Raw genomic sequence first — 23,923 nt, 5'->3', positions numbered from 1 at the left:
CCCCACCGCGCCTCTTCTCAGCTCGTCAGAGCTTGATCTCAACGTCGACGCCGGCGGCCAGATCGAGCTTCATCAGCGCGTCAACGGTCTGCGGTGTCGGATCCACGATGTCGAGCAGGCGCTTATGCGTGCGCATCTCGAACTGTTCGCGGCTCTTTTTGTCGATGTGCGGCGAGCGGTTCACAGTGAACTTCTCGATCCGCGTCGGCAGCGGAACCGGCCCGCGAACATTCGCCCCGGTACGCTTGGCCGTCGACACGATCTCCCGGGTCGAGGCGTCGAGCACACGGTGATCGAACGCTTTGAGGCGAATTCGGATATTTTGTCCGTTCATGGATATTGTCCTTGTTTGGCGGGGTGCGGCGGGTTTGCCGCGCCCGCGCCAGACCGGTTTGTGCCTATTCGGTGATCGAGGCGACGATGCCCGCGCCGACCGTGCGGCCGCCTTCACGGATGGCGAAGCGCAGCTTCTCCTCCATCGCGATCGGCACGATCAGTTCCACGTCCACCGTCACATTGTCGCCCGGCATCACCATCTCCGTGCCTTCCGGCAGCGAAACCACGCCCGTCACGTCCGTCGTGCGGAAATAAAACTGCGGACGGTAATTGGTGAAGAACGGCGTGTGGCGACCGCCCTCCTCCTTCGTCAGAATGTAGGCTTCCGCCTTGAACTTGGTGTGCGGCATCACCGAACCCGGCTTGCACAGGATCTGACCGCGCTCAACGCCCTCGCGATCCACACCGCGCAAAAGCGCGCCGATATTGTCGCCCGCCTGCCCCTGGTCCAGAAGCTTGCGGAACATCTCAACGCCCGTCACCGTCGTCTTCGTCGTCGGACGGATGCCAACGATCTCGACTTCCTCGCCGACCTTAACGATGCCGCGCTCGACGCGTCCCGTCACCACCGTGCCGCGGCCCGAGATCGAAAACACGTCCTCGATCGGCATCAGGAACGGCTGGTCGACCGGACGCTCCGGCGTCGGGATATAGGCGTCGACCTCCTTCATCAACTCGCGGATCGCGTCCTCGCCGATCTCCTTGTTGGAATCCTCAAGCGCGGCAAGCGCCGATCCCTTCACGATCGGAATGTCGTCGCCCGGGAACTCGTAAATCGACAGAAGCTCGCGCACCTCAAGCTCGACCAGCTCCAGAAGCTCCGCGTCGTCAACCTGGTCGACCTTGTTCAAAAACACGACAATCGCCGGAACGCCAACCTGGCGCGCCAGCAAAATGTGCTCGCGCGTCTGCGGCATCGGGCCGTCGGCCGCCGAAACAACCAGAATCGCGCCGTCCATCTGCGCCGCGCCCGTGATCATGTTCTTCACATAGTCCGCGTGACCGGGGCAGTCGACATGCGCGTAGTGCCGCGCTTCCGTCTCATATTCAACATGCGCCGTCGAAATCGTGATCCCGCGCGCCTTCTCCTCCGGCGCCGCGTCGATCATGTCATACGCCTTGAACTCGCCGAAAAACTTCGTGATCGCCGCAGTCAACGACGTCTTGCCGTGGTCAACGTGACCAATCGTGCCAATGTTCACATGAGGCTTATTACGCTCGAATTTACCTTTTGCCATGTGATTTCTCCATTTCCTTCCACCCGCTCGCGGGCATTGTTGACTTCGGCGTCAGTCCCTCGGGACTACGCGTATTTCTTCTGAATTTCCTGGGCGACCGCGGTCGGGACAGGCTCATAATGATCGAACAGCATCGTGTACTGGGCGCGGCCCTGAGACATCGAGCGAAGATTGTCGACATATTTGAACATGTTCGCCAGCGGCACCATCGCGTTGATCACGGTGGCGATGCCGCGGGCTTCCGTGCCCTGAATCTGACCGCGCCGCGAGTTCAAGTCGCCGATGACGTCGCCGACATAATCTTCCGGCGTCACGACTTCGACCTTCATGATCGGCTCCAGCAGCTGCGCGCCGGCCTTTTGCGCACCTTCGCGGAAGGCTGCACGCGCTGCGATCTCGAAAGCGAGCACCGAGGAATCGACGTCATGGTAGGCGCCGTCGATCAGCGTCGCCTTGACGCCGAGCATCGGGAAGCCCGCGACCGGACCGGAGGACAACACGCTCTCGATGCCCTTCTGGACGCCGGGAATGTATTCCTTCGGCACCGAACCGCCAACGATCTTGGATTCGAAGACGAATTCCTCGCCCTCGGCGTTCGGCTCAAACACGATCTTCACTCGGGCGAACTGCCCCGAACCACCCGACTGCTTCTTATGGGTGTAGTCGATCTCGGCGACCTTGGTGATGGTCTCGCGATAAGCGACCTGCGGGGCGCCGACATTGGCCTCGACCTTGAATTCGCGCTTCATGCGATCGACCAGGATGTCGAGATGCAACTCGCCCATGCCGGCAATGATCGTCTGGCCGGATTCCTCGTCGGTGCGCACGCGGAAGGACGGATCCTCGGCGGCGAGCCGGTTGAGCGCCATGCCCATCTTTTCCTGGTCGCCCTTGGTCTTGGGCTCGATCGCGATCTGGATGACCGGATCGGGGAATTCCATGCGCTCCAGAACGACCGGCTTGAGCGGATCGCAAAGCGTGTCGCCCGTGGTCGTCTCCTTGAGACCGGCCAGCGCGACGATGTCGCCGGCGAACGCCTCGTCGATATCCTCGCGTGAATTGGAGTGCATCTGCAGCATACGGCCGATGCGCTCGCGCTTGCCCTTGACCGTGTTCTCCAGCCCGACGCCCTTCTTCAGGACACCGGAATAGATGCGGCAGAAGGTGAGCGAGCCGACAAACGGGTCGTTCATGATCTTGAAGGCCAGCATCGACAGCGGCTCGTCATCGGACGATTTGCGCGCGGTCTCCTGCTCGGTCTTCGGGTCGATGCCCTTGATCGGCGGCACTTCCACCGGCGACGGCAGGAAGTCCACGACGGCGTCGAGCAGTGGCTGAACACCCTTGTTCTTGAAGGCTGAACCACAGAACATCGGGAAGAACTTGACCGCGACCGTACCCATACGGATCAAGCGGCGCAACTCGTCATTGGACGGGAACTCACCTTCGAGATAGGCCTCGAGCGCCGCCTCGTCCATTTCGACGGCGGTCTCGATCATCTTCTCGCGATATTCCTCGGCCTTCGCCTGCATGTCGGCAGGAATGTCGACGACATCCCATTCGGCACCGAGATTTTCCGACTTCCAGACCAGCGCCTTCATCTCGACCAGGTCGATGACGCCGGCGAAATCACTTTCGGCGCCGATCGGCAACTGCATGACAACGGGCGTCGCGCCGAGACGCGAGGAAACCATCTCGACCGAACGATAGAAGTCGGCGCCGATCTTATCCATCTTGTTGCAGAAGATCATGCGCGGCACGTGATACTTGTCGGCCTGGCGCCATACCGTCTCGGTCTGCGGCTCAACGCCGGCATTGGCGTCGAGCAGCGCGATCGCGCCGTCAAGCACGCGCAGCGAACGCTCGACCTCGATCGTAAAGTCGACGTGGCCCGGCGTATCGATGATGTTGAAGCGGCGCTTCTTGCCGTCGCGCCCCTGCCAGAAGGTCGTGGTCGCGGCCGACGTGATGGTGATGCCGCGCTCCTGCTCCTGCTCCATCCAGTCCATGGTGGCAGCGCCGTCATGGACCTCGCCGAGCTTGTGCGACTTGCCGGTATAAAACAGGACGCGCTCGGTGGTCGTCGTCTTACCGGCATCGATGTGCGCCATGATGCCGAAATTACGATAATCTTCGATTTTGTAGTCGCGGGCCATCTTCGTGCCTTTCGCTCGTCTGTCCGCTGCGTCGCTTACCAGCGATAATGGGCGAAGGCGCGGTTCGCCTCGGCCATGCGGTGCGTGTCTTCGCGCTTCTTGACGGCAGAGCCGCGATTATTGGCGGCATCCATCAGCTCGCCGGAAAGGCGGTCGACCATCGTGGTCTCGTTGCGGCCGCGCGCAGCGCCGATCAACCAGCGGATGGCCAGCGCCTGACGCCGCTCCGGGCGCACGTCGACGGGAACCTGGTAGGTGGCACCGCCGACGCGGCGCGAGCGAACCTCGACATGTGGCGCGACATTGTCGAGCGCCTGATGGAACACGCCCACCGGTTCCTGCTTGGTCTTGTCTTCGATCTGCTGCATCGCGCCATAGACGATGGTCTCGGCGATCGACTTCTTGCCGTGCAACATGATCGCGTTCATGAACTTGGTGACAACCAGATCGCCGAACTTCGGGTCCGGGTTGATCTCACGCTTTTCTGCTCTGTGACGACGGGACATCTTTTCTCAGCCTCAAAACTGGCGGGCCCTGCCCCGGATCGTCGCCTCGCGCCGCCCGGGGTGACCTTCGCTCAGGTCACTTCGGACGCTTGGCACCGTATTTGGAACGGCGCTGTTTGCGGTTCTTCACGCCCTGCGTGTCGAGCACGCCGCGGATAATGTGGTAACGCACACCCGGAAGGTCCTTCACGCGACCACCGCGGATCATGACCACCGAGTGCTCCTGAAGATTGTGCCCCTCACCGGGAATATAGCCGATCACCTCGAAGCCGTTGACGAGGCGGATCTTCGCAACCTTGCGCAACGCCGAGTTCGGCTTCTTCGGCGTCGTCGTGTAGACGCGCGTACAGACTCCGCGTTTCTGCGGATTCTGCTGCATGGCCGGAACCTTGTTGCGCTTCACCGGCGCGGTGCGCGGCTTGCGGATCAGCTGGTTTACGGTAGGCATCAAACCTTCCTTCTCTTCCAATTCCGTGTCTTCAGGCCGTCATCGGGCCGCTCGCAGCGCCTTTTCCATACGCAAAGCCGGGCAAAACGCCGCCTAGCGGCTTGCCCGAACAAAAAAGCAGAGGAAGCGGGGATCCCGCCTCATGCGCGCCGGATATGTCGTCGCTCGTAGAACGAACCCTGTTTGAGACGAACTCCAGGACGCGTCGTCCCGAAAGGCCAAGTCTCACATCGGCTCAGACGAGGCGGCTAATACGCGCACGCCGTCGGACCGTCAACCCCGCCGGCCGATAAATCGCACCGGAGCGGCCACACGCCGCCTGGCGCGCAATTTTATATCGCAATCATGCCCGCCATCTTGCGGATCGAACCGGTTGCGGCCTGTCGCGCCCGCCCCGAACATGTCACAACGCCACATCCGACCCGTTTGGACCCCTACGGGGGTGCAGACTCGGGGCTCAGACTAGGGAATCACCTCATGCAGGACAACGACAACCATCCCGTCACCATCATCACCGGCCGGGTCTGGGAGCAAAAGGGCGCCGATGCGCTCGGCGTCCATGTCCTGCTGGTCGCCCCCGACGACGACACCGCCGTGCGTTCGGCGCTGGAGGCGCTGGCGCGCGAGGGTTATGTCGAGGCCGAACTCGACCGTATCGGCGACATGGACGGCGTTCCCGACGACGAGCCGCATCTGACCGCCTACGAGGGCGCGCTCGCCGGCGAGATCTCGATCGTCACCTTCGAGGAGCCGTTCTGAGCCGGCCAGTCGCCGACGCTCGGAACGAGGCCGACGCTTCAGAACCCGCGGGTCATCTTGAGATAGCCGAAGTGACGGTCGATCCCGGTGCTGACGCCGCGCAGCTCGGCATCGTTCGGCGTTTCACGCATGTCGACGCCGCTGACCTCCGGCAGATAGGAATATTCGTACCCCAGCGCCACCGTCCAGTCCCGCATTAGCGCGTATTGCAGCTCGATCCTGGCCGACGCACCCACGACGAAGCCGGAATTGTCGAAATGCAGCGTGTCCTTCACGCGATTGCCGCCCCCGACACCGGTCACCTGTCGAAAATCGGCCTCGCCCCAGTGATAGGCCCAGTTGAGCGCGCCACCGACGGTCACACGGGTGCGCTCGGTGGGAAACAGGAAGAGGTCGAGCCCCGTCGCCACACCCGCATAATAGTCCTGGGTCTCCATCTTGTAGCGCTGGTAGAAGCCGGGAAACGGATTGCCGCCGAATGTCAGTTTCGCCTTCGCGCGCGAGTCGAAAGCGATGCCCTCCCCGTAGAGCCCCGCCCGCAGGACGACGACCGGAGAGCGGGTGTCCTCCTCGTCGAGGATGAAGCTCTTGCCATAGCCCGCCGCGCCGATTGCCCAGTTGCTGCTGATCTCGCCTTCGCCGTAAAGGCCGAAACCCGGCGCGGTGCCGATCACCCCGGTGCCGTACATGGGATGGCCGCGCCCGAAGGTGAAACCGGTGCCCGTAACCCCGTCTTGCCCGATTTCGGCCCGACCGGACGCCTTCTCCTTGCCGCCGCTATAGTCGAACGAGCCGTAGACGAAACCGTAATAGTCGCCCAGCGGCGAACCGCGCTTGCCGAGCCCGTACTCGAAATCCACACCGCCGCCGAACCGGTCGACAGAGCTGGGCATCCAGTAGAGAAACGTCTCGCTGACGTCCAATCCCAGCTGCCTGCGGACCGTGCCCACGCCCAATTCGGAGGGGTTTTCGACCCGTTCCGCACGAAGTCGTCCCCCGACCTTCAGGCAGGTCTCCGTCCCGGGAATATAGAAGAAGCCCGTGCCGTACGCGTCGCACACGCGCACATACTCAACCGCGGTTCCGTTCTCGGCGCGAGCAGTCGCGCCGGCGGCACACGCCACCAAGGTGGCGGCCGCGACTCGTGCGAAGTGCATCATTGCTCCCCTCCCTACAGGGCGCGTCGACGCTGCGCTGACGCGCCCCGTTAGGATGGCGACATGTTCGGTGGATATGCAAGCAACCATTGCGCGCATTCCCGGAACAAAGCGCGTATGTCCACCGCCTGCGTCGGTTCCGCCCAGCCCAAAAGCGCGTTCCCGGTTCCAATAGAGCTGTGCCGGCAATGAAAAAGGCCGCCCGGTGGGGCAAATAACCGGGCGGCCCAAATTGCGGCTGGGAGGTCATGGACCCGATCGATTGCCGCGACGTCATCTAAACGGCCTACCCGGATGCCGTATGTGAGGTTTTTCACCCTCCGCCCATCTCACGATGGCATGCGCCCTTACCAGACGGGACGCCGAACGAAAAAAGCCGCCGGCCAAGGCCGGCGGCTCGAAATTTCGGCGTTCCGTGCGCCGTTGCTATTCGGCGGTTGGCGCGGACATGTCCGCCAGCATCGGCTCGGCCGTCTCGGCGCCGGACGCCTTGCGGCGCTCGTCGAGGATCAGTTCGTCGCGCTGGACGGCGATGCGCCGGATCTGGCTCATCACGCCTCCGGTGCCGGCAGGAATCAGCCGGCCGACAATGACGTTTTCCTTCAGTCCCTGCAGCGTGTCGGTCTTGCCGGCCACTGCCGCCTCCGTCAGCACCCGCGTCGTCTCCTGGAAGGAGGCGGCGGAGATGAAAGACGGCGTCTGCAGCGACGCCTTGGTGATGCCCAGAAGCACCGGTTGGCCCTGGGCGGGTTTCTTGCCGTCCTCGACCAGGCGGTCATTGATCTCGTCGAACTCGATCGAATCGACATGATCCCCGGGGATGTAGACCGAATCGCCCTGCTCGGTGATTTCGATCTTCTGCAACATCTGCCGGACGATAACCTCAATGTGCTTGTCGTTGATCAACACGCCCTGGAGCCGGTAGACTTCCTGGATTTCGTTGACCAGATAAGACGCCAGCGCCTCCACGCCCTTGATGGCCAGGATGTCGTGCGGAGCCGGATTGCCGTCGAGAATGTAGTCGCCCTTCTCGATGCTGTCGCCGTCCTGAAGGTGGAACGGCTTGCCCTTGGGGATCAGGTACTCGACCGGATCGCCCCCGTCCTCGTGCGGCTCGATGATGATCCGACGCTTGTTCTTGTAGTCGCGCCCGAACCGGACCGTGCCGTCGATCTCGGCGATGATGGCGTGGTCCTTCGGCCGACGTGCCTCGAACAACTCGGCCACCCGCGGCAGACCGCCAGTGATGTCCTTCGTCTTGGCGCTTTCCATCGGAATACGCGCCAGAACGTCGCCGGGCTTGACCTGCGCACCCGGCTCGACCGACAGCACCGTTTCGACCGACAGCATCACGCGGGCGTCGCCGCCCTTGGAGAATTTGCCGATCTTGCCCTTGGCGTCCATGATGGTCATCGCCGGCTTGAGGTCGGCGCCACGCGGGGTCGAACGCCAGTCGATGACCTCGCGCTTGGTGATGCCGGTCGATTCGTCGGTAGCCTCCTGAACGGACATGCCATCGACCAGGTCCTCGAAGGCGACCGTGCCTTCGATCTCGGTCATGATCGGCCTCGTATAAGGATCCCACTCGGCGATGCGCTGGCCACGCTTCACCTTGTCGCCGTCGTCGACGAAGATGCGCGATCCGTAGGTCACCCTGTGGACGGCGCGCTCCTTGTCGGCCTCGTCGAGGATGACGACCGCCATGTTGCGGCCCATGACGACCAGATGGCCGTCGGAGTTGCGCACGACGTTGCGGTTGCGGATCTGCACCTTGCCTTCGTAAGAAGCCTCCAGGAAGGACGAATCGACCACCTGTGCGGTGCCGCCCATATGGAAGGTACGCATGGTGAGCTGGGTACCCGGCTCGCCGATCGACTGGGCCGCGATGACGCCGACCGCCTCGCCCATGTTGACGGGCGTGCCGCGGGCGAGATCGCGCCCGTAGCAGACCGCGCAGACACCGACCTTCACGTCGCAGGTGAGCGCCGAACGGATGCGGATCGACTGCACACCGGCCTTTTCGATCTGCTCGACATCACGCTCGTCCATCAATGTGCCCGCCTTGACGATCAGATCGCCCGTGACGGGGTGATTGATGTCCTCGAGCGCGGTGCGGCCAAGTACGCGCTGGCCGAGCGAAGCCACGACCTGGCCTGCATCCACGATCGGCTGCATGGTCAGGCCCGTGTCCGTGCCGCAGTCGACCGCGTTGACGATGCAGTCCTGCGCCACATCGACGAGACGGCGCGTCAGATAGCCCGAATTCGCCGTCTTCAAGGCGGTGTCGGCCAGGCCCTTGCGGGCGCCGTGGGTGGAGTTGAAATACTCCAGAACGGTCAGGCCTTCCTTGAAGTTGGAGATGATCGGCGTCTCGATGATCTCACCCGACGGCTTGGCCATCAGGCCGCGCATCCCGGCAAGCTGACGCATCTGGGTCGGTGACCCGCGTGCGCCCGAATGCGACATCATGTAGATCGAGTTCATCGGCTTCTGGCGGCCGTTGTCCAGGAACTCGACCGCCTTGATGCGGCCCATCATCTCGTCGGCGACCTTTTCGGAGCATTTCGCCCAGGCGTCGACGACCTTGTTGTACTTCTCGCCCTGGGTGATCAGGCCATCATTGTACTGCTGCTCATATTCCTTCGCCAACGCCTCGGTCTCGCCGACCAGCTTCTGCTTGGTGTCGGGGATCAACATGTCGTCCTTACCGAACGAGATGCCCGCGCGGCAGGCATGGCCGAAGCCGAGCGCCATGATCCGGTCGCAGAAGATGACCGTCTCCTTCTGGCCGCAATGGCGATAGACGGTGTCGATCATGCGGGAGATGTTCTTCTTGGTCATCTCCTGGTTGCAGGTCTCGTACGGCACGTTGACGTTCTTCGGCAAAAGCTCGCCGATGATCATCCGCCCCGGAGTGGTGTCGTGGATCTGCGAGACCGGCTTGCCGTCTGCATCGACTGTCTTGAAACGCCCCTTGATCTTGGTGTGCAGCGTCACCGTCCTGGTTTCAAGCGCGTGGTGCAACTCGCCCATGTCGGCGAACACCATGCCCTCGCCAGGCTCGTTCTCGTTGACGATCGACAGGTAATAAAGCCCCAGAACCATGTCCTGGGACGGCACGATGATCGGCGCGCCGTTGGCCGGGTGCAGGATGTTGTTGGTCGACATCATCAAGACCCGCGCCTCGAGCTGCGCTTCCAGCGACAGCGGCACGTGCACGGCCATCTGGTCGCCGTCGAAGTCGGCGTTGAACGCCGTGCACACCAGCGGGTGGAGCTGGATCGCCTTGCCCTCGATCAGCACCGGCTCGAAAGCCTGGATGCCGAGGCGGTGCAGCGTCGGCGCACGGTTCAACAGCACCGGATGCTCGCGGATCACCTCGTCGAGAATGTCCCAGACTTCCGGCTTCTCCTTCTCGACCAGCTTCTTCGACTGCTTGACGGTCGAGGAAAAGCCCTTGGCGTCGAGCCGCGCATAGATGAACGGCTTGAACAGCTCCAGCGCCATCTTCTTGGGCAGGCCGCACTGATGCAGCTTCAGCTCCGGACCGGTCACGATCACCGAACGGCCGGAATAGTCGACGCGCTTGCCGAGCAGGTTCTGGCGGAAGCGGCCCTGCTTGCCCTTCAACATGTCCGACAACGACTTCAGCGGGCGTTTGTTGGCGCCCGTGATGACGCGACCGCGACGGCCATTGTCGAACAGCGCGTCGACGGCCTCCTGCAGCATGCGCTTCTCGTTGCGGATGATGATGCCCGGCGCGCGTAGCTCGATCAGCCGCTTGAGGCGGTTGTTGCGGTTGATCACGCGACGGTAGAGATCGTTCAGATCGGAGGTGGCGAAACGGCCACCGTCGAGCGGCACCAGCGGCCGCAGGTCCGGCGGAATCACCGGGATGATCTTCATGATCATCCATTCCGGGCGGTTGCCCGACTCGATGAAGTTCTCAACCACCTTGAGACGCTTGAGCAGCTTCTTCTGCTTCAGCTCCGAGGTCGTTGTGGCCAGTTCCTCGCGCAGATCGACCGCGACCTTTTCCAGGTCGAGCGAGCTCAAAAGCTCATGGATCGCCTCGGCGCCGATCATCGCGGTGAAAGCGTCCTCGCCGTAATTGTCGACGGCGACCATATAATCTTCCTCGGACAGAAGCTGGTGAAGCTTCATATCCGTCAGGCCGGGCTCGGTGACGATATAGTTTTCGAAATAAAGGACGCGCTCGATATCCTTGAGCGTCATGTCGAGCAGCGTGCCGATGCGGCTCGGCAGCGACTTCAGGAACCAGATATGGGCGACCGGCGCGGCCAGCTCAATATGACCCATGCGTTCGCGGCGCACGCGCGAAAGCGTGACCTCGACACCGCACTTCTCGCAGATGATGCCCTTGTATTTCATCCGCTTATATTTGCCGCACAGGCACTCATAGTCCTTGATCGGACCGAAGATGCGCGCGCAGAACAGGCCGTCACGCTCGGGCTTGAACGTGCGGTAGTTGATGGTCTCCGGCTTTTTGATCTCACCGAAGGACCAGGACAGGATCTTGTCCGGGCTGGCGAGCGAGATCCGGATCGAATCAAACGTCTGCGCCGGCGCCTGCGGGTTGAAGAGATTCATGACCTCTTGGTTCATGCCGTGCTCCTGTTCGAGACCGTTGCGGCCTCTTGTCGAAATCCCTCGGGGCGCGAAGCCCCTTTTGATCGGCGGCGCGCTGCCGGTTTGACGGCGTCGCAGCCTGGTGTCGCCCGCCCGCTCTCCCGGTCGGGGAGCGGGCGGCGCGCTTTCTTATTCGGCCGCGTCCGGCAACGGCGTCGGCTCTTCGTCGACGCGCGTATTCTCCAGCTCGACGTTGAGGCCGAGCGACCGCATCTCCTTGACCAGCACGTTGAAGCTTTCGGGAATGCCGGCTTCGAACGTGTCGTCGCCGCGCACGATCGCCTCGTAGACCTTGGTACGGCCGGCCACGTCGTCCGACTTCACCGTCAGCATCTCCTGCAGCGTGTAGGCCGCGCCATAGGCCTCGAGCGCCCACACCTCCATTTCGCCGAAGCGCTGGCCGCCGAATTGCGCCTTGCCGCCGAGCGGCTGCTGGGTGACGAGCGAGTACGGGCCGATCGAGCGCGCGTGGATCTTGTCGTCGACCAGATGGTGCAGCTTCAGCATGTAGATGTAGCCCACCGTGACTTGGCGATCGAACGTCTCGCCCGTGCGGCCGTCATAGAGCGTCGACTGGCCGCTTTCGCGAAGCCCGGCCTGTGCCAGCATCTCGTTGATGTTGGCCTCGTGCGCGCCGTCGAAGACAGGCGTGGCGATCGATACGCCGCGCTTGACCTGCTCGGCGAGCCTGACGACGCTGTCGTCGTCATAACGACGCACCGGCTCGTTGCGGTCATTGTCCGGATAGATCGATTCCAGAGTGGACCGCAGCGGCTTGATATCGCCGCCCTTCTTGTAGGCCTCGATCAACTCGCCGATCTTGTTGCCCATGCCGGCACAGGCCCAACCCAGATGGGTTTCCAGGATCTGGCCGACATTCATCCGGCTTGGCACGCCGAGCGGATTAAGCACGATATCGGCATGAGTGCCGTCCTCAAGGAAGGGCATGTCCTCGATCGGAACGATCTTGGACACGACACCCTTGTTGCCGTGACGTCCGGCCATCTTGTCGCCGGGCTGGATCTTGCGCTTCACCGCGACGAAGACCTTGACCATCTTCATCACGCCGGGCGGCATCTCGTCGCCGCGCTGCACCTTTTCGACCTTATCCATGAAGCGCTGCTCGAGCGCGTTCTTGGAATCGTCGTACTGGCCGCGCAGCGCCTCGAGTTCGCTCTGCAGCTTCTCGGTGTCGACGGCGAACTGCCACCATTGCGAGCGCGGATAGTCGTCCAGCACTTCCTTGGTCAGCTTGGAGCCCTTCTTGTAGCCCTTCGGGCCCGCGATCGGCTCCTTGCCGACAAGCATGTCGGCCAGGCGCGAATAGGTGTTGCGATCCAGGATCGCCTGCTCGTCGTCGCGGTCCTTGGCCAGTCGCTCGATCTCCTCGCGCTCGATCTGCATCGCGCGCTCGTCCTTTTCGACACCGTGGCGGTTGAAGACACGAACCTCCACCACCGTGCCGAACGTGCCGGGCGGCATACGCATGGAGGTATCGCGCACGTCCGATGCCTTTTCGCCGAAGATGGCGCGCAACAGCTTTTCTTCCGGCGTCATCGGGCTTTCGCCCTTCGGCGTGATCTTGCCGACCAGGATGTCGCTCGGCTGGACCTCGGCGCCGATATAAACGATGCCCGCCTCGTCGAGGTTCTTCAAAGCCTCTTCGGAGACGTTCGGAATGTCGCGGGTGATCTCCTCCGGACCGAGCTTGGTGTCGCGCGCGGCCACTTCGAATTCCTCGATATGGATCGAGGTGAACACGTCGTCGCGCACGATGCGCTCGGACAACAGGATGGAGTCTTCGTAATTGTAGCCGTTCCAGGGCATGAACGCGACGAGCACGTTGCGGCCGAGCGCCAGGTCGCCGAGATCGGTCGACGGCCCGTCGGCGATGATGTCGCCCTTTTCGATCCGGTCGCCCACCTTCACCAGCGGCCGCTGGTTGATGCAGGTATTCTGGTTCGAGCGCTGGAACTTCTGCAGACGGTAGATGTCGACGCCCGAAACGGCGGCATCGACATCGTCGGTCGCCCGGATGACGATACGCGTGGCATCGACCTGGTCGACGATGCCGGTGCGCCGGGCGCCGATGGCGGCGCCCGAATCGCGCGCCACGATCGGTTCCATGCCGGTGCCGACGAACGGCGCCTCGGCGCGCACCAGCGGCACGGCCTGACGCTGCATGTTGGAGCCCATCAGCGCGCGGTTGGCGTCATCGTTTTCCAGGAACGGAATCAGCGCCGCGGCGACCGACACCATCTGTTTGGGCGAAACGTCCATCAGATCGACGTTGTCGCGCGGGGTCATCATCACTTCGCCGGCATGGCGGCAAATGACGAATTCCTCGACGAAGCCGCCATCCTTGTCGAGCTCGGCATTGGCCTGCGCGACATAGTGCTTGGCCTCTTCCATCGCCGACAGATAGACGACGTCGCTGGACACCTTGCCGTCAACGATCTTGCGATACGGGCTTTCGATGAAACCGTATTTGTTGACGCGGGCGAAGGTCGCGAGCGAATTGATCAGGCCGATATTCGGGCCTTCCGGCGTCTCGATCGGGCAGATGCGGCCATAATGCGTGACATGGACGTCGCGCACCTCGAAGCCCGCCCTTTCGCGGGTGAGACCGCCCGGTCCGAGCGCCGAAAGGCGCCGCTTGTGGGTGATCTCCGACAGCGGGTTGGTCTGATCCATGAACTGCGAGAGCTGCGAGGAACCGAAGAACTCGCGTACGGCGGCCGCGGCCGGCTTGGCGTTGATCAGATCCTGCGGCATCACCGTGTCGATCTCGATCGAGGACATCCGCTCCTTGATCGCGCGTTCCATGCGCAACAGGCCGACGCGGTACTGGTTTTCCATCAGCTCGCCGACCGAACGCACGCGACGATTGCCGAGATTGTCGATGTCGTCGATCTCGCCCTTGCCGTCGCGCAGGTCGACCAGCGTGCGCACGACCGCGATGATGTCCTCCTTGCGCAGGACACGCATCGTATCGTCCGTCTCCAGTTCCAGGCGCATGTTCATCTTGACGCGGCCGACGGCCGACAGATCGTAACGTTCGGAATCGAAGAACAGCGAGTTGAACATCGCCTCGGCGGTCTCGAGCGTCGGCGGCTCGCCCGGGCGCATGACCCGGTAGATGTCGAACAGCGCGTCCTGGCGCCCCTCGTTTTTGTCGACGGCGAGCGTGTTGCGGATATAGGCGCCGATATTGACGTGGTCGACGTCGAGAACCAGCACGTCCTGCACGCCGGCCTCATCGAGCACCTTGAGCGTCTTTTCGTCGAGTTCGTCGCCCGCTTCGAGATAAATCTCGCCGGTCGCCGGATTGACGATGTCCTCGGCGAGATAGCTGCCGAAAATATCTTCCTCGGTGGCGCGGATCGCCTTCAGACCCTTTTCGGCAAGCTGCTTGGCCTGACGGGCGGTGATCTTCTTGCCGGCCTCGACTACGACTTCGCCGCTATCGGCGTCGACCAGGTCGAGCACCGTCTTGCGGCCGCGAAAACGGTCGGCCGAATAGGGGATGCGCCAGCTTTCGCCGTCACGCACGAGCGATAGCTTGTTGTAGAAGGTCGACAGGATTTCCTCGCCGTCCATGCCGAGCGCCATCAACAGCGAGGTGGCCGGAATCTTGCGGCGACGGTCGATGCGGGCGTGGACGATATCCTTGGAATCGAACTCGATATCGAGCCAGGATCCGCGATAGGGGATGACCCGGGCGGCAAACAGAAGCTTGCCCGAGGAATGCGACTTGCCCTTGTCGTGGTCGAAGAACACACCCGGCGAGCGGTGCATCTGGGAAACGATGACGCGCTCGGTGCCGTTGACGATGAAGGTGCCGTTCGACGTCATCAGGGGCATGTCGCCCATATAGACGTCCTGCTCCTTGATGTCCTTGATCGACTTGGCGCCGGTGTCCTCGTCGATATCGAACACGATCAGGCGCAGCGTCACTTTGAGCGGCGCGGCATAGGTGAGATCGCGCTGACGGCATTCCTCGGTGTCGAATTTCGGCGCCTCGAATTCGTAGTTCACGAATTCGAGCATCGCCGCGCCGGAAAAGTCCGTAATCGGGAACACGGATTTGAAAACCGCCTGCAATCCCTCGTCGGGGCGGCCGCCTTCCGGCTCCTCGACCATCAGGAACTGGTCATAGGACGCCTTCTGGACCTCAATCAGGTTCGGCATTTCCGCCACTTCGGGAATATTGCCGAAGAATTTGCGGATACGCCTGCGGCCGTTGAAGGTGTGGGTCTGGGCCATCGTCACTCCTTGCTGCCTTGCCGGCTTCTTGTCGGACCGCGCGGCTGCCCTCCGCGCGGCTAATCAAAAACGGATTAAAACCCGTTTCCTGAAGGCCGCGGCCGGCCCACAGGAAAAGGGTTCTCGTCTGCCCCGGACAAGCGGGACCGGCGAGCGGACCAGATCCGCCCGCCGAACACGCGTACTTACTTCAACTCGACCTTGGCGCCAGCGCCTTCGAGCTGGCCCTTGATCTTTTCCGCCTCGTCCTTGGAGACGGCTTCCTTGACCGGCTTGGGCGCGCTCTCGACCAGGTCCTTGGCCTCTTTGAGGCCGAGACCGGTGATGGCGCGGACTTCCTTGATCACGTTGATCTTCTGGGCGCCAGCTTCGGTGAGAACGACGTCGAACTCGGTCTTTTCCTCGGCCGGAGCTGCATCGGCGCCCGCACCGCCGGCAGCGGCGACCGCGACCGGAGCGGCGGCGGAAACGCCCCACTTTTCCTCAAGCATCTTCGACAGCTCGGCCGCCTCGAGGACGGTCAGGCTCGACAGGTCTTCTACGATCTTGGCGAGATCAGCCATTTTTTCAGTTCCTTACAAGGTTCGAACACAATTGGGTGACAGCGAGGAACGGCCTCATGCCGCCTCGTCCTTTCGGGCATAGGCGCCGACGACGCGCGCGAGTTGCGCGGCCGGGGCGTTGACCACCTGCGCGATCCGGGTCGCCGGCGTGGAGATTATCCCCACCAGCTTGGCGCGAAGCTCGTCGAGCGACGGCAAGGTCGCAAGCGCCTTCACGGCATTGGCGTCGAGATTGGTGGTTCCCATCGCACCGCCGAGAATGATGAGATTGTCATTCCCCTTGGCGAAATCGGAGGCCACTTTCGGCGCCACGACCGGGTCATCCGAATAGGCGATCAGGGTCTGTCCGTTGAACAGTTCCTGCATGCTTTCGGAAGGTGTGCCTTTCAGGGCGATTTTGGCGAGACGGTTCTTCGCGACTTTGACGGTACCGCCCGCTTCCCGCATCTTCGTGCGAAGATCGTTCATTTGCGCGACGGTGATACCGGCATAGTGGGCCACGACGACCGTTCCGGCGCTCGCGAAAACACCGTTCAGTTCCGTGACAAGTTCGCGTTTTTCCGCTCTGTCCACTGCCTGTCTCCAGTAGACAACCGCTCCAGAGAACGGCTGTCGGGTTGCCTTTTGCCGGGCGGGCCATCCACAATGGATCACCCGAACGACGTTCGAGGATCCTGCCCCCTTTCACCACGCCGGCCGAGGCCGGCACGCGGGCAAAAGGCAAACACGGTTCGAACCTTTCATCGAGGCCTTGGCCTCTTTGTCCGGTCGACCCCGTCTCATGCAGGCCCATAGCGGATTAAGGAAAACCGCCTGCAATCTCGGACAGGACTTCCGAGGGCCTCGCGGCCACCGGATTCCGGGCCCGTGGGTCCGGAATTCTGCGTCCGCGGACGGCGTCGCCGCCCTCCGCGGAGGTCACATCACGCCTCGGCGAGCGAAGCGACGTCGATTTTCAGGCCCGGGCCCATCGTCGAGGAGATCGCGACCTTCTTGACGTAGTTGCCCTTGGCGCCCGACGGCTTCGCCCTCATCACCGCGTCGGTGAAGGCGCGCACGTTCTCGACGATCTTATCGGCCTCGAACGAAGCCTTGCCGACGCCGGCATGCACGATGCCCGCTTTCTCGACGCGGAACTCGACCGCGCCGCCTTTCGACGCCTTGACCGCGGCGGCGACATCCATCGTCACCGTGCCGACCTTCGGGTTCGGCATCATGCCGCGCGGGCCGAGCACCTTGCCGAGACGACCGACCAGCGGCATCATGTCGGGGGTCGCAATACAGCGGTCGAAATCGATCTCGCCCTTCTGCACGGTCTCCACCAGATCTTCCGCGCCGATGACGTCGGCGCCGGCTTCCTTGGCCTCGTCGGCCTTGGGGCCGCGCGCGAAGACGGCGACACGCACGTCGCGACCGGTGCCGTTCGGCAGGTTGACCACGCCGCGGACCATCTGGTCGGCGTGGCGCGGGTCGACGCCGAGATTCATCGCCACCTCGATCGTCTCGTCGAACTTGGCGGTCGCCCGCTCTTTCAGCAGGCCGACGGCCTCGGTGAGATCGTAGTTCTTGTCCCGGTCGATGCCGTCACGGGTCGCCTGGATACGCTTTGCAATTTTCTTGGCCATTTCGCTCACCCAACCACTTCGAGGCCCATCGAGCGCGCGGAGCCCTCGATCATGCGCATGGCGGCCTCAACGTCATTGGCGTTGAGGTCCTTCATCTTCGCTTCGGCGATCTCGCGCACCTTGTCGCGTGACACCTGGCCGGCGACCTGCTTGCCGGGCTCCTTGGAGCCGGACTTCAGCTTGGCGGCCTTCTTCAGGAAAAACGTCACCGGCGGCGTCTTCATGGTGAAGTTGAAGGATTTGTCCTGGTAGTAGGTGATCACCACCGGAATCGGCGCACCCTTCTCCATCTCCTGGGTCTGGGCGTTGAACGCCTTGCAGAACTCCATGATATTGATGCCACGCTGACCGAGCGCCGGGCCGATCGGGGGCGACGGCGTCGCCGATCCCGCCGGGACCTGGAGCTTGAGCTGGCCTGCAATCTTCTTAGCCATTTCTCATCTGCCTTGGTTCACAAGCCGGCCAGGCCGGCAACTGCAGTTTGGTGGTGCGGACCCGGCGGCCGGCAAAAGCCGCCTATCCTCCCACCGCTCGTGACGGGCATGCCCGCCTTTCCCGCCCCCGTCGGGACGGGATTAAGTCCGCTCAGGCTTTTTCGACCTGACCGAACTCCAGATCGACCGGAACCGCCCGGCCGAAAATCGACACCTCGACCTTGAGGCGAGAACGCTCCTCGTCCACCTCCTGGACATGACCATTGAAGGAGGCGAACGGCCCGTCGGACACTCGCACCTGCTCGCCGATCTCGAAGGTGATCGACGGCTTCGGGCGCTCCACGCCCTCCTGCACCTGATGCAGGATGCGGTCGGCCTCGGCGTCGGTGATCGGCACCGGCTTGGAATCGCCGAGAAAGCCGGTCACTTTCGGCGTGTTCTTGATCAGCGAAAACACCGCGTCGGTCAGGTTGGCGCGCACCAGCACATAGCCCGGAAAGAACTTGCGCTCGGCATCGACCTTGCGGCCGCGGCGCACCTCGACCACCTTCTCGGTCGGAACCACAACCTGCTCGACAAACTTGTCCAGGCCCTTCTGGCGGGCCTTGTTCTCGATGTCCTCGGCGACCTTCTTCTCAAAATTCGAATAGGCGTGGACGATGTACCACCGCGCGGTCATATCAGGCGTTCTCCATAATGCGGGTCGTTATCGTCCAAGATTCAGAAGCAGTTCCACGCCAAGCGCCAGGACCTGATCCGCGGCGAAGAAGAACACAGCCGCGATGACCGCGAAAATCAGCACCATGATCGTGGAAATCGTCGTTTCGCGCCGGGACGGCCATGTGACCTTGGACGTTTCCTGACGCACCTGCTGCAGGAAAACGAAAGGATTGGTTGTTTTAGACGCCATATGCCGCTCTGTTTCACAAAGCCCGTTGGCCGGGCTTTTTTCGAATACTCCCGCGAGGGAGAAACTGCACGATGCCAATCACGCCGCCTGCCGAATCAGCGCTATCGCCCATGCAATAAAGGCGCGCAAAGCCATTTCCGGCTCCGCACACCGTGAGTCTGAATGGCCCTACATAGTCCCGAATGAGGGGCCATGCAAGTGGCTTTTCAGCGCGGTGTCGTTGCCGGCGGAACCATTCAATCGTCCCGCAACCCTGTCGATACCCGATAATATTTGCCAAGCGCGAGACTGGCAGGGGCAGCAGGGCTCGAACCTGCGACCTGCGGTTTTGGAGACCGCCGCTCTACCAACTGAGCTATACCCCTAGATACCGCGTTCGCGCACGGCAGCGCTTCGTAAGGTCTTCCGCCGCGTCTGTAAAGGGTGCTTCGCGCTCCCGGCCGCGTTTTCGGCCGGCTTGCCGCCGAACCTGACCGATGGCGCGCTCGAACCCTTAAAACGATGAGGGGCGGCCGCAGGGCCGCCCCGTGTCCGTTCATGGATATTGTCCTTGTTTGGCGGAGTGCGGCGGGTTTGCCGCGCCCGCGCCAGACCGGTTTGTGCCTATTCGGTGATCGAGGCGACGATGCCCGCGCCGACCGTGCGGCCGCCTTCACGGATGGCGAAGCGCAGCTTCTCCTCCATCGCGATCGGCACGATCAGTTCCACGTCCACCGTCACATTGTCGCCCGGCATCACCATCTCCGTGCCTTCCGGCAGCGAAACCACGCCCGTCACGTCCGTCGTGCGGAAATAAAACTGCGGACGGTAATTGGTGAAGAACGGCGTGTGGCGACCGCCCTCCTCCTTCGTCAGAATGTAGGCTTCCGCCTTGAACTTGGTGTGCGGCATCACCGAACCCGGCTTGCACAGGATCTGACCGCGCTCAACGCCCTCGCGATCCACACCGCGCAAAAGCGCGCCGATATTGTCGCCCGCCTGCCCCTGGTCCAGAAGCTTGCGGAACATCTCAACGCCCGTCACCGTCGTCTTCGTCGTCGGACGGATGCCAACGATCTCGACTTCCTCGCCGACCTTAACGATGCCGCGCTCGACGCGTCCCGTCACCACCGTGCCGCGGCCCGAGATCGAAAACACGTCCTCGATCGGCATCAGGAACGGCTGGTCGACCGGACGCTCCGGCGTCGGGATATAGGCGTCGACCTCCTTCATCAACTCGCGGATCGCGTCCTCGCCGATCTCCTTGTTGGAATCCTCAAGCGCGGCAAGCGCCGATCCCTTCACGATCGGAATGTCGTCGCCCGGGAACTCGTAAATCGACAGAAGCTCGCGCACCTCAAGCTCGACCAGCTCCAGAAGCTCCGCGTCGTCAACCTGGTCGACCTTGTTCAAAAACACGACAATCGCCGGAACGCCAACCTGGCGCGCCAGCAAAATGTGCTCGCGCGTCTGCGGCATCGGGCCGTCGGCCGCCGAAACAACCAGAATCGCGCCGTCCATCTGCGCCGCGCCCGTGATCATGTTCTTCACATAGTCCGCGTGACCGGGGCAGTCGACATGCGCGTAGTGCCGCGCTTCCGTCTCATATTCAACATGCGCCGTCGAAATCGTGATCCCGCGCGCCTTCTCCTCCGGCGCCGCGTCGATCATGTCATACGCCTTGAACTCGCCGAAAAACTTCGTGATCGCCGCAGTCAACGACGTCTTGCCGTGGTCAACGTGACCAATCGTGCCAATGTTCACATGAGGCTTATTACGCTCGAATTTACCTTTTGCCATTGTCTCTTTCCCTGGCGATCAGAACTGGAATGCGGTTCGGATTGGGGGCGATTAGCGACAAAGGCCGCAAAAGACAAGGGCGAAATGGGCTCGGGCAGCATGCCGCCCGGCCCGTCGCTCAGTTGTTTTCGGGCGCGGTTTCGGCCTCGAAGGCCAAACGAGCTACCTGAAAGAAAAGCCACAATGACGGCACCGCGACCAGCACCGACAACACGGTGAGCACGGTCGCAGGCAAATGCAGGAGAGAGGCCAGCGAATACACGGTCACGATTTCGACCGTCGCCATCTGGCTGCAGATCAGGATGGTGACCGCCACAAAGCCGGCCAAGCTCGACGCGGTGATCACCCGGCGTCTGCGCAAATCGGCCTCGATCGCGGCCGGCACACCATTATCGGAACTCATCTATGGGCAACCTCAACGAAACCCGCACGGCGCGGGCAGCTCGAATTGCCGCGCCGCAATTGCGGCTTTTCCAAGACGGAACTGTTTTTCACGCTAACGGTCGCCGTGGTCTGGAGCGGGTAGCGGGAATCGAACCCGCATATTCAGCTTGGAAGGCTGCTGCTCTACCATTGAGCTATACCCGCGGTCCGATAGGCTTCCGGTGGGCGGTGGTGGAGGGGGCTGGATTCGAACCAGCGTAGGCATAGCCAACGGATTTACAGTCCGTCTCCTTTAACCACTCGGACACCCCTCCGTCGCTGCGCCGGAGCCTGGAGCGCGGATCTTACCGCGCCTTCGGGAACGTCGTTTGCCGTCCCGAAATTCCGCGAAGCGCCTTATGGCGGGATGGTCTGGCGGTGTCAACCGAAACGTCGCCCGAAAAACCGTCGGCACCGTGGCCCCCACGAAGAGAACCGGGAATTCTTCGTCGGGCGCTCGAATTTGGGCCAACCGGGCCATAGGCACGGGACCGCACTGGCGATATAGAGGCGGCATGAACGACGATAAAAAATCCGGCTCCGCCAAGGATACCCATTACGCCCGGCTGCGCCGCGCCCACCGCGACCGCAAGGCCGGTGGCGCCGCGCCGCGCCCCAGGCCCAGCTCCGGCGAACCGGGATCGGCCCCGCCCGAGGGCCGCGTCTATCTCTATGGGCTGCACACTGTGCGCGCCGCGATCGCCAATCCCGACAGGACCATCCACAAATTGCTGGCGACACGCAATGCGCTGGCACGGCTGGAGATCGCCGACATCGACGCCCTGCCCTGTGCGGTCGAGCTCGCCGAACCGCGCGCCATCGACAGGATCGCCGGCGGCGATGCGGTGCACCAGGGCGTGGTTCTGGAAACCGAACCGCTGGCGCCCAAACCGCTGTCGGCCCTCGGCGACACGCGCCTGGTCGTGGCGCTCGACCAGGTCACCGATCCCCATAATGTCGGGGCGATCCTGCGCACGGCGGTCGCCTTCGGCGCCGGCGCGCTGATCACCACCGCCCGCCACAGCCCGTCCGAATCCGGCGTTTTGGCCAAATCCGCCTCCGGCGCGCTCGAGCACATCGACCTGATCGCGGTGCGCAATCTCGCCGCCGGGCTGGAATCGCTGCATCAGGCCGGCTTTTTTACCGTCGGCCTGGATTCGGAAGGCCCCGACGAACTGGAGGCTAGTCTGGAGGGTCAGCGCATCGCCCTGGTGCTCGGCGCCGAGGGCAAGGGCCTGCGGCAAAAAACCCGGGCGACCGTGAACAGGCTGGCCCGGCTGACCATGCCGGGGCCGATCCACTCCCTCAACGTCTCCAACGCCGCGGCGGTGTCGCTTTATGCCGCGCAGCGGCATCTCGCCAAACGCTAGGCTCTACCGGACCGGGAGCCGGTTCCGGCGGCGCTGGCGCACGCGCCCGCGATCGGCGTTCAAGACACGCAGAGATTGTAGCAGGTCGTCCTAGCGCTTTTTTGGTTGCAGGAAGACGGCTTTTCGTGCACGCTCTCGATCGCACAACCTATGAGAGAGAATGGCCCGGGACCGCCAAGCGGCCCACCCCCCTCCTTCGCCCGCAAACGGGCGACGGCGCGAGGTTTCGTGTCCCGGCTGCAAGCGGCGCACAGACCGCGGCAAACGCGCGAAACGGGAGGCTTTCATGACGCAATATGACGACATTTTCATGCGCGACGCGCTCGACGACACCGGACAGATTCCCTCGGGCGTCCGCACCGCCTATCACTCGCCGGACGTCATCCCGTGGGGCAACCAGACGGTAGGCGACCCGCAGACGTTCTTCGTCGACAATTACGACCAGAATCCCGGCAAGAACCTCGTCGCCAACGAGATCAACTACATCTACACGCGCGGAAAAAACCTTGCCAGCGGCGCCGCCAACGGCCAGATCTATCTCTATTGGGTGAAGTCGAGCCTTTTGTCGCAGCCGAGCGAGTGGCGCAACAACAAGGTGCCGACGGCCACGCCGGGCCAGAACTATTCCAATGTCAGCGCCAGCCAGGCCAACCAGATCGTGGTCGGGGAATCGGCCTTTCAATGGTCGGTGCCCGCCCCGCCAACGGGCTATCATTACTGCCTGGTCTCCCAGGTGGTGACCGCCGCCAATCCAAATCCGATTCCCGACGATTTCAACTCGACCGGCGGGTTCGTCGGCTGGGTCGTCGACAATCCGGGGATTGCCTGGCGCAACGTTTCGGTGCTGTCGAACGCCTCACCGCCGAGCTACCAGGTCACCACCGCCTTCCAGAACCTGGACGACACCGAGGAGCTCTACGCCTTCACCGTCGAGGCCCGCAACCTGCCGCAGGGCACCACGGTCAGCCTGGTCTGTTCCGAAGCCGGCCCCAATCCGCCGATCGACTCCTCCGGCACCGTCACCCAGCAAAATCCCTGGTATCTTTATACCGAAAACAGCCTGCCGGCGCATTTCTCGTCAGGGCTGGTGACGACGGTCCGCCTGCCCACCGGTCAGTCCTGGCCGCCCGACGCGACCATCGACATTACCTATAACCGCATCGTCGGCTCCCACGACCAGGAGATCCTGCTCCGCCACGCCAAGACCCCCGCCGAGATCGGACTGCCGGAAGAACTGCACGACAAGGTCAGCGGCACGATGGTGCGGCTGGGCACCTACAACATCGTGGTCGATTCATGACAG

Annotated in this window: 19 protein-coding genes and 3 tRNA genes; 3 read left to right on the top strand and 19 right to left on the bottom strand. The window is 62.8% G+C overall.

Annotated elements, in window-relative coordinates:
- Positions 1 to 25: 25 nt before the first annotated feature.
- The 5 genes from rpsJ to rpsL all read right to left on the bottom strand — a co-directional run bounded on the left by rpsJ (position 26) and on the right by rpsL (position 4,684).
- Positions 26 to 334, bottom strand: a complete 309-nt coding sequence (rpsJ, locus tag GN330_RS09550) for a 30S ribosomal protein S10 (protein ID WP_007009511.1) — start codon at positions 332 to 334, stop codon at positions 26 to 28.
- A gap of 64 nt (positions 335 to 398) precedes the next feature.
- The gene (gene tuf / locus GN330_RS09545; protein WP_156712433.1) at positions 399 to 1,574 is read right to left on the bottom strand and encodes an elongation factor Tu; all 1,176 of its coding nucleotides are present in this window, start codon (positions 1,572 to 1,574) and stop codon (positions 399 to 401) included.
- 65 nt (positions 1,575 to 1,639) lie between these two features.
- Positions 1,640 to 3,730, bottom strand: coding sequence for an elongation factor G (gene fusA, locus GN330_RS09540; RefSeq protein ID WP_156712442.1), 2,091 nt, complete (start codon positions 3,728 to 3,730; stop codon positions 1,640 to 1,642).
- A gap of 35 nt (positions 3,731 to 3,765) precedes the next feature.
- Entirely contained in the window at positions 3,766 to 4,236 is a 471-nt protein-coding gene (gene rpsG / locus GN330_RS09535) for a 30S ribosomal protein S7 (RefSeq protein WP_156712441.1), read from the bottom strand.
- A gap of 76 nt (positions 4,237 to 4,312) precedes the next feature.
- Positions 4,313 to 4,684: a 30S ribosomal protein S12 gene (gene rpsL / locus GN330_RS09530; RefSeq protein ID WP_146300991.1), complete on the bottom strand. Its 372-nt coding sequence runs from the start codon at positions 4,682 to 4,684 to the stop codon at positions 4,313 to 4,315.
- A gap of 477 nt (positions 4,685 to 5,161) precedes the next feature.
- Between rpsL and GN330_RS09525 the strand changes: the two genes are divergently transcribed.
- On the top strand, positions 5,162 to 5,443 hold the full coding sequence (locus GN330_RS09525; protein WP_156712440.1) for a transcriptional regulator: 282 nt from the start codon (positions 5,162 to 5,164) through the stop codon (positions 5,441 to 5,443).
- 38 nt (positions 5,444 to 5,481) lie between these two features.
- Here GN330_RS09525 and GN330_RS23775 read toward each other — a convergent pair whose 3' ends face one another.
- From GN330_RS23775 to GN330_RS09455, 14 genes are all read right to left on the bottom strand, one after another.
- Entirely contained in the window at positions 5,482 to 6,600 is a 1,119-nt protein-coding gene (locus GN330_RS23775) for a porin (RefSeq protein ID WP_246188602.1), read from the bottom strand.
- Positions 6,601 to 7,026: 426 nt separating this feature from the next.
- Positions 7,027 to 11,226, bottom strand: a complete 4,200-nt coding sequence (gene rpoC, locus GN330_RS09515; protein ID WP_156712439.1) for a DNA-directed RNA polymerase subunit beta' — start codon at positions 11,224 to 11,226, stop codon at positions 7,027 to 7,029.
- A 153-nt stretch (positions 11,227 to 11,379) separates the two neighbouring features.
- Complete coding sequence (gene rpoB / locus GN330_RS09510; protein WP_156712438.1) at positions 11,380 to 15,516, bottom strand: DNA-directed RNA polymerase subunit beta; 4,137 nt, start codon at positions 15,514 to 15,516, stop codon at positions 11,380 to 11,382.
- Between the two features lie 185 nt (positions 15,517 to 15,701).
- Positions 15,702 to 16,079 carry a 50S ribosomal protein L7/L12 gene (gene rplL / locus GN330_RS09505; RefSeq protein WP_156712437.1) on the bottom strand — a complete coding sequence of 126 codons (378 nt, stop codon included), beginning with the start codon at positions 16,077 to 16,079 and terminating at the stop codon, positions 15,702 to 15,704.
- Between the two features lie 54 nt (positions 16,080 to 16,133).
- A complete protein-coding gene (gene rplJ / locus GN330_RS09500) occupies positions 16,134 to 16,652 on the bottom strand; it encodes a 50S ribosomal protein L10 (protein ID WP_343040495.1) in 519 nt (172 codons plus the stop codon).
- Positions 16,653 to 17,002: 350 nt separating this feature from the next.
- A complete protein-coding gene (gene rplA, locus GN330_RS09495) occupies positions 17,003 to 17,704 on the bottom strand; it encodes a 50S ribosomal protein L1 (protein ID WP_156712436.1) in 702 nt (233 codons plus the stop codon).
- A gap of 5 nt (positions 17,705 to 17,709) precedes the next feature.
- Entirely contained in the window at positions 17,710 to 18,138 is a 429-nt protein-coding gene (rplK, locus tag GN330_RS09490; RefSeq protein ID WP_156712435.1) for a 50S ribosomal protein L11, read from the bottom strand.
- Positions 18,139 to 18,289: 151 nt separating this feature from the next.
- Positions 18,290 to 18,817, bottom strand: a complete 528-nt coding sequence (gene nusG, locus GN330_RS09485) for a transcription termination/antitermination protein NusG (RefSeq protein WP_156712434.1) — start codon at positions 18,815 to 18,817, stop codon at positions 18,290 to 18,292.
- 27 nt (positions 18,818 to 18,844) lie between these two features.
- Positions 18,845 to 19,048, bottom strand: coding sequence for a preprotein translocase subunit SecE (secE, locus tag GN330_RS09480; protein WP_156712898.1), 204 nt, complete (start codon positions 19,046 to 19,048; stop codon positions 18,845 to 18,847).
- Between the two features lie 289 nt (positions 19,049 to 19,337).
- Positions 19,338 to 19,413 (bottom strand) — tRNA-Trp (locus GN330_RS09475).
- Between the two features lie 238 nt (positions 19,414 to 19,651).
- On the bottom strand, positions 19,652 to 20,827 hold the full coding sequence (tuf, locus tag GN330_RS09470) for an elongation factor Tu (RefSeq protein ID WP_156712433.1): 1,176 nt from the start codon (positions 20,825 to 20,827) through the stop codon (positions 19,652 to 19,654).
- Between the two features lie 118 nt (positions 20,828 to 20,945).
- The gene (locus tag GN330_RS09465) at positions 20,946 to 21,230 is read right to left on the bottom strand and encodes a hypothetical protein (RefSeq protein ID WP_156712432.1); all 285 of its coding nucleotides are present in this window, start codon (positions 21,228 to 21,230) and stop codon (positions 20,946 to 20,948) included.
- A gap of 111 nt (positions 21,231 to 21,341) precedes the next feature.
- Positions 21,342 to 21,415 (bottom strand) — tRNA-Gly (locus GN330_RS09460).
- A 25-nt stretch (positions 21,416 to 21,440) separates the two neighbouring features.
- A tRNA-Tyr gene (locus GN330_RS09455) sits at positions 21,441 to 21,525 on the bottom strand.
- Positions 21,526 to 21,765: 240 nt separating this feature from the next.
- Between GN330_RS09455 and GN330_RS09450 the strand changes: the two genes are divergently transcribed.
- Positions 21,766 to 22,620, top strand: coding sequence for a TrmH family RNA methyltransferase (locus tag GN330_RS09450; RefSeq protein WP_156712431.1), 855 nt, complete (start codon positions 21,766 to 21,768; stop codon positions 22,618 to 22,620).
- 286 nt (positions 22,621 to 22,906) lie between these two features.
- Positions 22,907 to 23,920, top strand: coding sequence for a hypothetical protein (locus tag GN330_RS09445; protein WP_156712430.1), 1,014 nt, complete (start codon positions 22,907 to 22,909; stop codon positions 23,918 to 23,920).
- The last annotated feature ends 3 nt before the right edge of the window (positions 23,921 to 23,923 follow it).

The sequence above is a fragment of the Nitratireductor arenosus genome, assembly GCF_009742725.1.
Classification (GTDB): domain Bacteria; phylum Pseudomonadota; class Alphaproteobacteria; order Rhizobiales; family Rhizobiaceae; genus Mangrovimarina; species Mangrovimarina arenosa.
The sequence above is the reverse complement of the archived record's forward strand: the minus strand, read 5'-3'. Positions and strand labels throughout refer to the sequence as shown.